Genomic DNA, 14,249 nt, shown 5'->3' on the forward strand with positions numbered 1-14,249 from the left:
TTTATAGACTTAATTTTCATATTTTCGTATTACGACTTTAAAAACAAGTGACGAATAATATGAATGAAGTAACGCGCCTTTTTGATTTTCCTTATTACCAATTAAAACACAAACCAAACCCTAAAGCTTTGGTTACCAAATACAACGGTAAATGGGAAGCTATTTCTACTCAAGAATATTTAGACAAATCCAATGCTATGAGCAGAGCATTATTGCGATTAGGCATTCAAAAAGACGATAAAATTGCTGTTATTTCTTCAACAAATAGAACCGAATGGAATATAATGGATATTGGAATCCTTCAGCTAGGTGCTCAAAATATTCCAATTTACCCAACTATCTGTGCCGAAGATTACGAATATGTTTTAAACCACAGTGAATCTATTTATTGTTTTGTTTCAGATGTTGAAGTTTTAGAAAAAGTTAGAAAAGTCCAAGCAAATACAAAAATCAAAGAAGTTTATTCTTTTGATCATATAGAAGGTTGTAAACATTATTCAGAATTATTAGAGTTAGGAGAAGACCAAAGCAATCAACCAGAAGTTGAAGCAAGAAAAGAAGCTGTAAAACCTGAAGATTTAGCGACAATAATTTACACCTCTGGCACCACAGGAAAACCAAAAGGTGTAATGTTATCTCATAATAATATTACAAGTAACGCATTGGACAGCTCGCCAAGAGTACCCTTAGTAGAAGGCGAAAATCGCGTATTAAGCTTCTTGCCTATTTGTCATATTTTTGAACGTGTACTAATTTATGTGTACCAATACGCAGGCACTTCAATCTATTTTGCAGAAGCTATAGATAAAATTGGAGACAATGCTAAAGAAATAAAACCAAATTTAATGAGCGTTGTGCCTCGCTTACTCGAAAAAGTGTTCGATAAAATAATGCTAAAAGGCGAAGATTTATCTGGCATAAAAAAAGCGCTATTCTTTTGGGCTGTAAGATTAGGTGAGCGTTGGGAACCTTATGGAGCCAATGGTTGGTGGTATGAATTTCAGCTTAAAATTGCCAATAAACTTATATTTAGTAAATGGCGCGAAGCCTTAGGTGGCGAACTAGGAACAATGGTTTCTGGAAGCGCAGCATTACAACCTCGATTAGCACGCATTTTTGGAGCTGCAAATATGAAAGTGATGGAAGGCTATGGTTTAACAGAAACATCACCTGTTGTTTCGGTTGGTTTATATAGAAACAACATGTATAAAGTTGGTACTGTTGGAAAACCTATTGATAATGTAGAAGTAAAAATTGCAGACGATGGCGAGTTATTAATTAAAGGTCCAAATGTTATGATGGGATATTTTAAAGACCCTGAAAAAACAGCAGAAGTAATGACAGGAGAGTATTTCCATACTGGAGATAAAGGCGAAATTGATGAAGATGGATTTTTAAAAATAACAGGTCGTAAAAAAGAAATGTTTAAAACCTCTGGTGGAAAATATGTTATTCCTCCATTATTAGAAAACGACATGAAGCAATCTCTTTTTATTGAACAAATTATGGTTGTTGGTGAAGGCGAAAAAATGCCTGCAGCATTAATTCAGCCTAATTTTGATTTTATTCGCGACTGGATTGCATTAAAAAAACACGATGTTGGTACTTCAGATGCTGAAATTGCGAACTCCGAAATTGTAATTAATCGTATTCAACAAGAAATCGATAAATACAACGAGCATTTTGGTAAATGGGAACGCATTAAACGTTTTGAATTAACTCCAGATATATGGTCTATAGATGGTGGACACCTCACTCCTACTATGAAAATGAAACGTAAAGTTATTAAAGAAACCTACCAAGATCTTTACGATAAAATATATCGTACTTAAAATATAACACCAAAATATTCTCCATTACTTTTTTTAAATTTGTTATGCGTGCATAATAAAATTTTGTATATTTGGATTGTAAAATTCAAATTATGAAAGACAAAACCATCGATTATGTTCTGCGAACTACTTGGTTAGCAGTAAATAAGATGTATAATGAAGAAGCTTCTCAATTTGGTACTACCATGGCAACAGGCTTTGCTTTACTAAGTATTGACCCAGAACATGGCACACCATCAACTTCATTAGGTCCAAAAATGGGAATGGAAGCGACAAGCTTGTCTAGAACCTTAAAAACTATGGAAGACAAAGGCTTAATCGAACGTAAGCCAAATCCTGAAGATGGTCGTGGAGTACTTATTTTTTTAACCGAGTTTGGTCGTGAAAAACGAGCATATTCTAAAGAAAAAGTACTCACCTTTAACGAAACGATTAAGTCTAATGTTTCAGATGAAGAATTAAAACACTTTTATAAAGTGTCCGAAGTTATTAATAATATGATTTCAAATAAGCAGATATATAATCAAAAAGAACACATTTTAAAATAAGATGAGCAAACGTAGAATTAAAAAAATAGCCATTATTGGATCAGGAATTATGGGAAGCGGTATCGCTTGTCACTTCGCCAATATTGGTGTAGATGTATTGTTATTAGACATTGTTCCTAGAGAACTAAACGAAAAAGAAAAAGCTAAAGGCTTAACACTTGAAGACAAAGTAGTAAGAAACAGATTAGTAAATGATGCATTAACTGCATCTTTAAAATCTAAACCCTCTCCTATTTACCATCAATCTTTTGCAAATCGTATTACAACTGGTAATCTTGAAGATGATATTGCAAAAGTTGCAGATGTAGATTGGATTATGGAAGTTGTAGTTGAACGTTTAGACATCAAACAACAAGTATTTGAAAAACTTGAAAAACACAGAACTCCAGGAACCTTAATCACTTCAAACACTTCTGGTATTCCTATTAAATTTATGAGTGAAGGTCGTAGTGAAGATTTTCAGAAACATTTCTGTGGCACGCACTTTTTTAATCCAGCACGTTACTTAAAATTATTCGAAATTATTCCAGGCCCAAAAACAGATCAAGCTGTTTTAGAGTTTTTAAATGAATATGGCGAAAAGTTTTTAGGAAAAACTTCAGTTGTTGCTAAAGACACTCCTGCTTTTATAGGAAACAGAATCGGGATTTTTAGCATTCAAAGTTTATTTCATACAGTAAAAGATTTAGATTTAACAATCGAGGAAGTCGATAAACTTTCTGGCCCAGTTATTGGTCGTCCAAAATCTGCAACTTTCCGTACTGTAGATGTTGTTGGTTTAGACACTTTAGTTCACGTAGCAAACGGAATTAGAGAAAACTGCCCAAAAGATGAACGTAATGAATTGTTTGTATTACCAGATTTCATCAACAAAATGATGGAAAACAAATGGTTAGGAAGCAAAACTGGACAAGGTTTTTACAAAAAAACAGTTTCTGCTGAAGGCAAAAAAGAAATATTGAGTTTAGACTTAAATACATTAGAATATCGTGCTGCTAAAAAAGCAAAATTTGCCACTTTAGAATTAACTAAAACAGTAGATAAAGTTGTAGATCGATTTAAAATATTAGTAAAAGGGAAAGATAAAGCTGGTGACTTTTATAGAAAAAGCTTTACTGCATTATTTGCGTACGTTTCAAACCGTATTCCTGAAATTACAGATGAGCTTTACAAAATTGATGATGCTATGAAAGCTGGTTTTGGTTGGGAACATGGTCCTTTCCAAATTTGGGATGCAATTGGTGTAGAAAAAGGAATCGAGCTAATGAAAGCCGAAGGTTTAGAGCCTGCAGCTTGGGTTAATGATATGATTGCTTTAGGAAACACTTCTTTTTACACTGTTAAAGAAGGCGCTTCATTCTTTTATGATATTCCTTCTAAAAAACAAACCAAAATTCCAGGTCAAGATAGTTTTATCATTCTAGATAATATCAGAAAAACAAACGAAGTGTTTAAAAACTCTGGAGTTGTTATTGAAGATTTAGGCGACGGAATTTTAAACTGTGAGTTCCAATCTAAAATGAATACCATTGGTGGTGACGTTTTAGCAGGATTAAATAAAGCTATTGATTTAGCCGAAAAAGATTTTGAAGGTTTAGTCGTTGGTAATCAAGCTGCAAACTTCTCTGTTGGCGCAAACATAGGCATGATTTTCATGATGGCTGCAGAGCAAGAATATGATGAGCTTAATATGGCTATCAAATACTTCCAAGACACCATGATGCGTATGCGTTATTCTGCAATACCAACTATTTCTGCTCCTCACGGAATGGCATTAGGTGGTGGTTGTGAATTATCATTACACGCAGATAAAGTTGTTGCAGCAGCAGAAACATATATGGGACTTGTAGAGTTTGGTGTTGGTGTTATTCCTGGTGGTGGAGGTTCTAAAGAAATGGCTTTAAGAGCACAAGATCTCTTTGAAAAAGGTGATGTGCAATTAAACATTTTACAAGAACATTTCTTAACTATTGGTATGGCAAAAGTATCAACTTCTGCATATGAAGCTTTCGATTTAAATCTTCTTCAAAAAGGAAAAGATGTCGTGGTAGTTAATAAAGACCGTCAAATAGCTGTTGCAAAACAACACGCTATGCTAATGGCTAATTCTGGTTACACACAACCTGTAAAGCGTAGTGATGTTTTAGTACTAGGTAAACAAGCATTAGGAATGTTTTTAGTAGGTACAGATGCTATGCAAGACTCTAACTACATTTCAGAGCATGATATGAAAATTGCTAACAAATTAGCTTACGTTATGGCAGGTGGAGATTTATCTGAACCAACACGAGTAACAGAACAATATTTATTAGATCTAGAGCGTGAAGCTTTCTTAAGTTTATGTACAGAACGTAAAACTTTAGAACGTATTCAACACATGTTAACAAAAGGAAAACCATTACGTAATTAAAATCCCATCCTAACCTTCCCAAAGGGAAGGAAAAGTTTGAGAATATAACAAATATAAGTTTAATTAAAAATTACCCACAACAGTTCCCTTTCCTTTGGAAAGGGTTAGGGATAGGAAAATGAAACAAGCATATATAGTAAAAGCATACAGAACAGCAGTTGGTAAAGCACCAAAAGGCGTGTTCCGTTTTAAAAGAACAGATGAGTTGGCAGCAGAAACCATCAAACACATGATGAAAGAATTGCCTAATTTAGACAAAAAACGTATTGACGATGTTATTGTTGGTAACGCCATGCCAGAAGGCGCACAAGGTCTAAACATGGCACGATTTATTTCATTAATTGGTTTAGATAGTGTAGATGTTCCTGGTGTAACCGTAAATCGTTTTTGTGCGTCTGGAATTGAAACTATTGGAATTGCAACTGCAAAAATTCAAGCAGGAATGGCAGATTGTATTATTGCTGGTGGAGCAGAAAGCATGAGTGCTGTACCAATGACAGGTTTTAAACCAGAACTAAATTATGATACTGTTAAAGCTGGTCACGAAGACTATTATTGGGGAATGGGAAATACTGCAGAAGCAGTTGCTAACCAATTTAAAGTATCTCGTGAAGATCAAGATGAATTTGCTTACCATTCACATATGAAAGCATTAAGAGCGCAAGCTGAAAATCGTTTTCAAGATCAAATTGTACCTATTGAAGTAGAACAAACTTATATTGATGAAAACGGAAAAAAAGCAACAAAATCCTATACAGTAACTAAAGATGAAGGACCTCGTAAAGGAACAAATCTTGAAGCATTAGCAAAATTACGTCCTGTTTTTGCAGCTGGAGGAAGCGTAACAGCTGGTAACTCCTCACAAATGAGTGATGGAGCTGCATTTGTAATGATAATGAGTGAAGACATGGTTAAAGAGTTAAACCTAGAGCCTATTGCTCGTTTAGTAAACTATGCTGCTGCAGGTGTTGAGCCACGCATCATGGGAATTGGTCCAGTAAAAGCAATCCCAAAAGCATTAAAACAAGCAGGTTTAAAACAAGACGATTTAGCTTTAATTGAATTAAACGAAGCTTTTGCTTCGCAATCACTAGCTGTAATTAGAGAATTAAACCTTAATCCAGATATTATTAACGTAAATGGAGGTGCAATTGCACTAGGTCATCCTTTAGGATGTACTGGAGCAAAACTATCTGTACAACTTTTTGATGAAATGCGTAAGCAAAATATGAAAGGTAAATATGGTGCAGTAACCATGTGTGTTGGTACAGGTCAAGGTGCTTGCGGAATTTTTGAATTTTTAAACTAATAACAAATGCTGTCTGGTCGAGCGCAGTCGAGACCTATAAAACTAGATAGTTAAATAATAGTTCTCGACTGCGCTCGAACAGACAAACAAAAATAAAAGAACTTAATACAATACTATAAAATGGCAACAACAGAAAAAGAATTATTAAGAGGCGGTCAATTCCTAGTAAAGGAAACGAACTGCGAAGATGTGTTTACTCCTGAAGATTTTAGTGAAGAACAACAAATGATGAAAGAATCAGTAATGGAGTTTAATGATCGTGAGATTATTCCACATAAAGCACGTTTTGAAGCCAAAGATTATGCCTTAACCGAAGATGTGATGCGTAAAGCTGGTGAAATGGGTTTCTTAAGTGTTTCTGTACCTGAAGCTTATGGTGGAATGGGAATGGGATTTGTATCTACTTGTTTAACATGTGATTATATTTCTTCTGGAACAGGTTCTTTCAGTACTGCTTTTGGTGCGCATACAGGTATTGGTACAATGCCAATAACATTATATGGTACAGAAGAACAAAAACAAAAATATGTACCAAAATTAGCAACTGGTGAATGGTTTGGTGCTTATTGTTTAACAGAACCTGGAGCAGGATCTGATGCAAACTCTGGTAAAACAACTGCAGAACTTTCAGCAGATGGAAAATCTTATAAAATTAACGGACAAAAAATGTGGATCTCAAACGCAGGTTTCTGTAGTTTGATGATTGTTTTTGCTCGTATTGAAGACGATAAAAACATTACAGGTTTCATTGTAGAATATGATGGAGATAACCCAAACGGAATTACTTTAGGTGAAGAAGAACACAAACTAGGTATTCGTGCATCTTCTACACGTCAAGTATTTTTTAATGACACAGTTGTGCCTGTAGAAAATATGTTAGCAGGTCGTGGCGAAGGTTTTAAAATCGCCATGAATGCACTTAACGTTGGTCGTATTAAATTAGCTGCAGCTTGTTTAGATTCACAACGTCGTATTTTAACTACTGCTGTTAATTATGCGAACGAGCGTAAACAATTTAATACACCTATTGCAGATTTTGGAGCTATTAAAACCAAATTAGCAGAAATGGCTGCTAGTGCTTATGCTGGCGAATCTGCAACTTACAGAGCTGCAAAAAACATCGAAGATCGTATTGCTTTAAGAGAAGCTGCTGGTAACACACACCAAGAAGCAGAACTTAAAGGTGTTGAAGAATATGCAATTGAATGTTCTATCCTAAAAGTTGCCGTTTCTGAAGATGTTCAAAACAGTGCTGATGAAGGAATCCAAATATTTGGAGGAATGGGATTCTCTGAAGAAACTCCTATGGAAGCAGCTTGGAGAGATGCTAGAATTGCTAGAATCTACGAAGGAACCAATGAAATTAATAGGATGTTAGCAGTTGGTATGCTAGTTAAAAAAGCAATGAAAGGTCATGTAGATTTACTAGGTCCAGCACAAGCAGTACAGGAGGAATTAATGGGAATACCTTCTTTTGAAACACCAGATTATTCTGAATTATTTTCTGAAGAAAAAGAAATGATTAAGAAACTTAAAAAAACCTTCTTAATGGTTGCTGGTGGAGCAGTTCAAAAATATGGACAAGATTTAGAAAAACACCAACAATTATTAATTGCAGCTGCAGATATTTTAATCGAAATCTATATGGCAGAATCAGCAATTTTAAGAACCGAGAAAAATGTAAAACGTACTAGCGAAAAAGAGCAGTCTGCTCAAATTGCCATGGCTAAATTATATTTATATCACGCAGTAGATATTGTTGAAGAAAAAGGAAAAGAAAGCATTATTTCTTTTGCTGAGGGAGACGAACAACGTATGATGTTAATGGGTCTTAAGCGCTTTACAAAATATGCTAACTATCCAGATATCGTAGATTTACGTATTGAGATTGCAGAAAAAGTAAAAGCAGAAAATAAATACTGCTTCTAAAATTAAATGCATCAATCTAAACAAAACCAACTCAAAGTAATGAGTTGGTTTTTTTTATGGATTACTATTTACTTTTTTTGAGTTAAACAAACTCTTCTTCTATTTGTAAATTGTATCATACAAATACGAGAACTATGATTACATTTTTACAAGACACCGTTAAAGATAAAAAAGGTGAAATTGACATTAACACTACTTCAATAATAGAAAAATTAGACACTTGGCTGGATGGATTTATAAAAAATCTTCCAAATATAGTAATGGGAATAATAGTTTTTATTGCCATGATATATATTTCTAAATGGGTTGGTAGAGGTATTAAAAAATTATTAGTAAAAAGAGGTAGAGAAAATTTTGGAGAAATTCTTGGAGGATTCCTTAGGTGGACATTAACTTTAGTTGGAGTTATGTTAGGCTTAACCATTATGAGTCCTAATTTAAATCCAGCAGATTTAATTGCTGGTTTAGGTGTAAGTTCTGTAGCCATTGGTTTCGCCTTTAAAGATATTTTACAAAATTGGTTGGCTGGTATTTTAATTTTAATGCGACAGCCTTTTGAAATTGGAGACCAAATAGTAGTTAATGGTTTTGAAGGTACTGTTGAGCGAATAGAAACCAGAGCTACAATAATTAGACAATATGATGGACAAAGAATTGTGGTGCCAAACAGCGAAATTTACACTAATTCAGTTAAAGTTATTACAGCTCACGAATTAATTCGTTCTCAATACGATATAGGTTTAGGTTATGATCAACCAAGAGAAAAAGCTTTTAAAATTTTAAGAAAAACAATTAAAGAAACAACTGGTGTAAGTAGTGAAAAACCTATTGATATTTTACCTTGGGACCAAGCAGACAGCTGGCTAACAGTGAGAGTACGATGGTGGACAGACAGCGAACGTGCCAATGTAGTTAAAGTGTTTTCAGATGTTATATTAAACACTCAAAACGCTATGGACGAAGCAGGAATTGACCTTCCTTTCCCAACAAATATTGAAATTCAAAATGCACACGACCATAAAGAAGTAAAAGAAATGATAGAGAAAAACAATAAACAACGTAATTTAGAAAACGAGTAATATAATCACCAGCAGTTAACTTATGCCAAATCACTTAATGATTTGGCATTTTTTATTTATTTTTAAAAGAAATTAAAAAGATGAAAAATATAGTTCTTGTTTTTTCGCTGTTATCATCAATAGCTTTTGCACAAACCAATCAAAAAATATACGATATCATTGAAGCGGTTTCTGCTGAACGTATTGAAAAAGACATTCAAACACTAGTCGATTTTGGCACCAGAAATACCTTTAGTGATACCATTTCTGAAACTAGAGGAATAGGTGCTGCACGACGTTGGATAAAATCGGAATTTGAAACTATTTCTAAAAATTGTAATAATTGCATAAACACTTTTTATCAAAAAGATTTTGTAACAAAAGAAGGTAATCGTCGAGTACCTCACGATGCTTGGATCGTTAATGTAGTTGCAATACAAAAAGGAACAAAGTATCCAAATCGCTACATTATTATGAGTGGTGACATCGACTCTAGAGGTAGTGATACTATGGAATTTACTAAAGATGCACCTGGAGCAAACGATAATGCTTCAGGAATGGCAGGAACTATTGAAGCTGCAAGAGTTCTTTCAAAATATAAATTTGAAAACAGCATCATTTATGTAGGCTTATCTGGTGAAGAACAAGGTCTTTTTGGTGGAGCTGGATTAGCAAAATACGCACAAGAACAAGGTTGGGACATTATCGGGATTTTAAATAACGATATGATTGGCAACATTAAAGGTGTAGATGGAGTGATTGATAACAGAACGTTTAGAATATTCTCTGAGCCTGTTCCACCTACCGAAACCGAACGCGAACGTACTTTAAGACGTTTTTATGGTGGAGAAGTCGATGGAATCTCGCGTCAACTAGCGCGTTATATTCATAAAAATGTAAAAATTTATATGCCAGAAATGAATCCAATGATGGTCTATCGTTTAGACCGTTTTGGACGTGGAGGACACCATAGACCATTTAACGACTTAGGCTTTGCAGGAATTAGAATAATGGAAGCACATGAAAATTACACACAACAACATCAAGACATTCGTGAAGAAAATGGAATTAAATATGGAGATGTTATTGAGCATGTAAATTTTGATTATGCTAAAAAGTTAACAGCAGTAAATGTATTAAACTTAGCAAGTTTGGCTTGGGCACCTCCAGCGCCAAAAAACGTTGCTATTGGAGGTATTGTTGAACCTTCTGTTAAACTAAAATGGGATAAAGTAAACGATGCATTTGGTTATAAAATTTATTGGAGAGATACTACCTCTCCTACTTGGGATTACAGTCGTTATGTTGGTAATGTATCAGAATTTATGCTAGATGGTATCGTTATTGATAACTATTTCTTCGGAATTGCTTCTGTAGGAAAAGACGGTTTTGAAAGTCCTGTAGTATTTCCAAATAAAATAATGAGATAATTTTTTAAAATGAAAAACAACCTATTTTCAATCTTAGTTCTAACTTTTACAGTTTGCTTTAATAGTTATGCTCAAAGTTTACTTGAAGAAAAAAATAACTTTACAGAACAAGATACGCTTAGAGGAAGCATAACAACAGAACGCGAATGGTGGGATTTAACGTATTATCATTTAGATATTGAAGTTAATCCAGACAAGAAAACTATTTCTGGGACAAATACCATACAGTATAAAGTATTAAAACCTCACCAAGTGATGCAAATTGATTTGCAACCACCTTTAGTGTTAACAAAAGTCACCCAAAACGGAAAAGAATTAGATATAAAACACAATGTGAATGCACATGTTGTTACCCTTAAAGACCAACAGAACATTGGTGAAACAAATAGTGTTATTGCTCATTACGAAGGCAAACCACGAGAAGCAATTAGAGCACCTTGGGATGGAGGGATTTCTTGGAAAAAAGACAGCAATGGGAATCATTTTGTAGCTTCCTCTTGCCAAGGTTTAGGCGCAAGTGTTTGGTGGCCAAATAAAGATCACATGTACGATGAGGTAGATAGTATGGATATTAGCGTAACAATCCCTAAAGGTTTAATGAATGTATCTAACGGAAGGCTAAAAGGTGTTATTGATAATAACGACCAAACAATTACTACACATTGGTTTGTAAGCAACCCAATTAACAATTATGGCGTAAATATTAATATTGGCGACTATGTTAGTTTTTCTGAAGTTTTTAAAGGTGAGAAAGGTGATTTAGATATGGGTTATTATGTTCTAAAAGACAATTTTGAGAAAGCAAAAGAACATTTTAAAGATGCACCAAAAATGATGAAAGCTTTTGAACATTGGTTTGGACCTTATCCGTTTTACGAAGACAGTTTTAAGTTAGTTGAAGTGCCCTATTTAGGTATGGAACACCAGAGTTCGGTAACCTATGGAAATAAATACATGAAGGGGTGTTTAGGTAACGATTTATCTAGAACAGGATGGGGCTTAAAATTCGATTTTATTATTATTCATGAAGCAGGACACGAGTGGTTTGCAAACAATATTACTTATGTAGATATTGCAGATATGTGGATTCATGAAGGTTTTACAGCTTATTCTGAAAATTTATTTTTAGATTATTATTATGGTAAAGAAGCCTCTGCAGATTATGTGATTGGTACACGTGCAAATATTCAAAACGATAGGCCTTTAATTGGAAAATACAATGTTAATAATGAAGGTTCTGGCGATATGTATTATAAAGGAGCCAATATGTTACATACGTTGCGCCAAATTGTTGACGATGATGAAAAATGGAGACAAATGTTACGGACTCTAAATAGTAAATTTTATCATCAAACAGTAACAACACAACAAATTGAAGCCTGTTTGGCTGAAGAATCTGGTTTGGAACTAGAAGGTTTTTTTAATCAATATTTACGAACAACAAAAATTCCAGTTCTAGAATTCTCACATAAGAATAGAGAGCTTAATTACAGATGGACAAATGTAGTTGAAGACTTTATTATGCCAATAAAAGTAATTATTGGAGATGATGAGCATTTGATTACTCCTAATACTGAATGGCAAACCTATAAAACACAATCTAGTAAAATGCCAGTAAAAGTCAAGCGTGATTTTTATATAGAAAGTAAAGTTATACATTAAAATGCGTCAAGAACTCTACTTTAAATCTGACTTAGAGTGGCGAAAATGGCTGCATATAAATCATGACATTAACGATGGTATTTATCTTATTTTTTATAAAGTAGAAAATACAGAACCCTCTATGCGTTGGGAAGAAGCTGTAAAAGTGGCCTTGTGTTATGGATGGATTGACTCTACAGTTAAAAGTTTAGGCAACGGAAAACGCAGGCAATATTTTTGTAAACGCAATCCTAAAAGTGTTTGGAGCGCTCTTAATAAAAGGTACATAAAAGAATTAGAAGCTGAAAATTTAATGCATGAAAGTGGTTTAGCAATTATTGAAATCGGCAAACAAAATGGAAGTTGGACTGCTTTAGATAATGTTGAAAAAGGTATTATCCCAAAAGCATTACAAATTGCTTTTAATACCAACCCTCAAGCATTTAAAAACTACAACAATTTTGCACCTTCTTACAGAAAAAGCTATTTATACTGGTTAAATCAAGCCAAACGAGAAGCAACAAGACAAAAAAGAATCGCAGAGATTATAAAACTCTGCGATGCTAATATTAAATCGAGAGGGAATTGGTAATTAAATCCCATTTATAAAACTACCATAAGGATCTTTAAACTGAATCCCTTCGGTAAAACGATATTTACTTAACTGTTTAAACTCTACTAATGCCCAAAGTACAAACTCCTTTACAAAATAACTGTCTTCTTTTTTAAGATTAGGTTGGTATTGTGCTAACAAATCGTCTAAAGGAGAAATTGCGTCTAATAAGCTTTTGTATTCTTTATCTCTTAGTTCGTCTAAAATTTCAAACCCATCTTGTTGATTAAAAAACCAAGATACAATATCGTCATACGGACTTTCGTCTTCTTGTTTTTTCAATTTTTCAATTTTAGGAAAAAATTCAGGAAAGAGACTTTTTACTGCTTCGCCAATTAAATTGTAAGCCACCATTGCAGCACCTTCTTGCTCGCCTTCGTAAACTAACTCTACCTTTCCTGTAATTGCTGGAATAATCCCTGTAAAGTCGCTTAATCGCAAAATAGTTTTATCATCTCCAGCTCTTAAAGCACGACGCTCTGCAGTACTTAATAAATTCTCTAAAGCCGTTATACTTAAGCGTGCACTTACTCCACTTTTAGCGTCTATATATTCGCTTTCGCGAGCTTCAAAAACTATTTGCTCCAATAAGTCTCTTGCTAAATCTGGAACTAAAATAGCGTCTTTTTGCTCTAAAACCACTTTAGCTTCCTGCTCTGTGATTAATCGCGCTGTTTCAATATCTGTTGGATAATGCGTTAAAATCTGACTACCAATTCTATCTTTTAATGGTGTAACAATGCTTCCTCTATTGGTATAATCTTCAGGGTTTGCAGTAAATATAAATTGTACATCTAATGGTAATCTTAATTTGAATCCTCTTATTTGAATATCGCCTTCTTGTAAGATATTAAATAAAGCTACTTGAATTCTTGCTTGTAAATCTGGTAATTCATTAATTACAAAAATACATCTGTTAGCTCTTGGAATCATTCCGTAGTGAATAACCCGATCGTCTGCATAACTTAATTTTAAATTAGCAGCTTTTATAGGATCTACATCTCCAATAATATCTGCTACTGTTACATCTGGAGTCGCTAATTTTTCTGCAAAACGCTCGCTTCTATGCAGCCACGAAATTGGTGTATCATCTCCTTTTTCTAAAATTAGCTCTCTTGCAAATCGCGAAATAGGTTGTAATGGATCGTCATTAATTTCTGAGCCTTCAACATAAGGGATATACTCGTCTAACAAATTGAGCATTAAACGTGCTAAACGCGTTTTTGCTTGACCTCGCAATCCTAATAAATTTATGTTATGTCTTGATAAAATAGCACGTTCTAGCTCTGGTATTACTGTGTTTTCATAACCATGTACGCCCTTAAAAGCAGTTTCTTTATTTTTTATTTTTTCAATTAAATTATCTCTTAATTCGTCTTTTATAGATTTGCTTTCATATCCAGCTTTTTTTAAATCTCCTAAAGTTAGTATATTCTTTCTTTTCATTTTATAGCTTTTGCTTTTGGCTTTTAGCTTTTG

Annotated in this window: 10 protein-coding genes; 9 read left to right on the forward strand and 1 reads right to left on the reverse strand. The window is 33.9% G+C overall.

What is annotated here, in order from left to right; genetic code table 11:
- The first annotated feature begins 59 nt into the window (after positions 1-59).
- The 9 genes from ACVC5O_RS05560 (at position 60) to ACVC5O_RS05600 (ending at position 12,749) form a co-directional block, all read left to right on the forward strand.
- Positions 60-1,832, forward strand: a complete 1,773-nt coding sequence (locus ACVC5O_RS05560) for an AMP-dependent synthetase/ligase (protein WP_452220480.1) — start codon at positions 60-62, stop codon at positions 1,830-1,832.
- A gap of 92 nt (positions 1,833-1,924) precedes the next feature.
- Positions 1,925-2,380 carry a MarR family winged helix-turn-helix transcriptional regulator gene (locus ACVC5O_RS05565; RefSeq protein WP_452220481.1) on the forward strand — a complete coding sequence of 152 codons (456 nt, stop codon included), beginning with the start codon at positions 1,925-1,927 and terminating at the stop codon, positions 2,378-2,380.
- 1 nt (position 2,381) lies between these two features.
- Positions 2,382-4,790: a 3-hydroxyacyl-CoA dehydrogenase NAD-binding domain-containing protein gene (locus ACVC5O_RS05570; protein ID WP_452220482.1), complete on the forward strand. Its 2,409-nt coding sequence runs from the start codon at positions 2,382-2,384 to the stop codon at positions 4,788-4,790.
- A gap of 118 nt (positions 4,791-4,908) precedes the next feature.
- On the forward strand, positions 4,909-6,099 hold the full coding sequence (locus ACVC5O_RS05575; protein ID WP_452220483.1) for an acetyl-CoA C-acyltransferase: 1,191 nt from the start codon (positions 4,909-4,911) through the stop codon (positions 6,097-6,099).
- A 120-nt stretch (positions 6,100-6,219) separates the two neighbouring features.
- Entirely contained in the window at positions 6,220-8,028 is a 1,809-nt protein-coding gene (locus ACVC5O_RS05580; RefSeq protein ID WP_452220484.1) for an acyl-CoA dehydrogenase family protein, read from the forward strand.
- Between the two features lie 134 nt (positions 8,029-8,162).
- A complete protein-coding gene (locus ACVC5O_RS05585) occupies positions 8,163-9,107 on the forward strand; it encodes a mechanosensitive ion channel family protein (RefSeq protein ID WP_452220485.1) in 945 nt (314 codons plus the stop codon).
- A gap of 80 nt (positions 9,108-9,187) precedes the next feature.
- Positions 9,188-10,516, forward strand: coding sequence for a M28 family peptidase (locus tag ACVC5O_RS05590; protein WP_452220486.1), 1,329 nt, complete (start codon positions 9,188-9,190; stop codon positions 10,514-10,516).
- 9 nt (positions 10,517-10,525) lie between these two features.
- Positions 10,526-12,178 carry a M1 family metallopeptidase gene (locus ACVC5O_RS05595; protein WP_452220487.1) on the forward strand — a complete coding sequence of 551 codons (1,653 nt, stop codon included), beginning with the start codon at positions 10,526-10,528 and terminating at the stop codon, positions 12,176-12,178.
- 1 nt (position 12,179) lies between these two features.
- Complete coding sequence (locus ACVC5O_RS05600) at positions 12,180-12,749, forward strand: YdeI/OmpD-associated family protein (protein ID WP_452220488.1); 570 nt, start codon at positions 12,180-12,182, stop codon at positions 12,747-12,749.
- Here ACVC5O_RS05600 and ACVC5O_RS05605 read toward each other — a convergent pair whose 3' ends face one another.
- Positions 12,750-14,216 (reverse strand): sigma 54-interacting transcriptional regulator, encoded by a 1,467-nt coding sequence (locus ACVC5O_RS05605; RefSeq protein ID WP_452220489.1) that lies wholly within the window; start codon positions 14,214-14,216, stop codon positions 12,750-12,752. It lies immediately after the preceding gene.
- Positions 14,217-14,249 lie beyond the last annotated feature (33 nt).

It is taken from the genome of Lacinutrix salivirga (assembly GCF_053604675.1).

Bases quoted from the DNA above. Each gene is read 5' to 3' on its own strand.
- ACVC5O_RS05560 (WP_452220480.1), top strand. From the start codon at position 60: ATGAATGAAGTAACGCGCCTTTTTGATTTTCCTTATTACCAATTAAAA.
- ACVC5O_RS05565 (WP_452220481.1), top strand. From the start codon at position 1,925: ATGAAAGACAAAACCATCGATTATGTTCTGCGAACTACTTGGTTAGCA.
- ACVC5O_RS05570 (WP_452220482.1), top strand. From the start codon at position 2,382: ATGAGCAAACGTAGAATTAAAAAAATAGCCATTATTGGATCAGGAATT.
- ACVC5O_RS05575 (WP_452220483.1), top strand. From the start codon at position 4,909: ATGAAACAAGCATATATAGTAAAAGCATACAGAACAGCAGTTGGTAAA.
- ACVC5O_RS05580 (WP_452220484.1), top strand. From the start codon at position 6,220: ATGGCAACAACAGAAAAAGAATTATTAAGAGGCGGTCAATTCCTAGTA.
- ACVC5O_RS05585 (WP_452220485.1), top strand. From the start codon at position 8,163: ATGATTACATTTTTACAAGACACCGTTAAAGATAAAAAAGGTGAAATT.
- ACVC5O_RS05590 (WP_452220486.1), top strand. From the start codon at position 9,188: ATGAAAAATATAGTTCTTGTTTTTTCGCTGTTATCATCAATAGCTTTT.
- ACVC5O_RS05595 (WP_452220487.1), top strand. From the start codon at position 10,526: ATGAAAAACAACCTATTTTCAATCTTAGTTCTAACTTTTACAGTTTGC.
- ACVC5O_RS05600 (WP_452220488.1), top strand. From the start codon at position 12,180: ATGCGTCAAGAACTCTACTTTAAATCTGACTTAGAGTGGCGAAAATGG.
- ACVC5O_RS05605 (WP_452220489.1), bottom strand. From the start codon at position 14,216: ATGAAAAGAAAGAATATACTAACTTTAGGAGATTTAAAAAAAGCTGGA.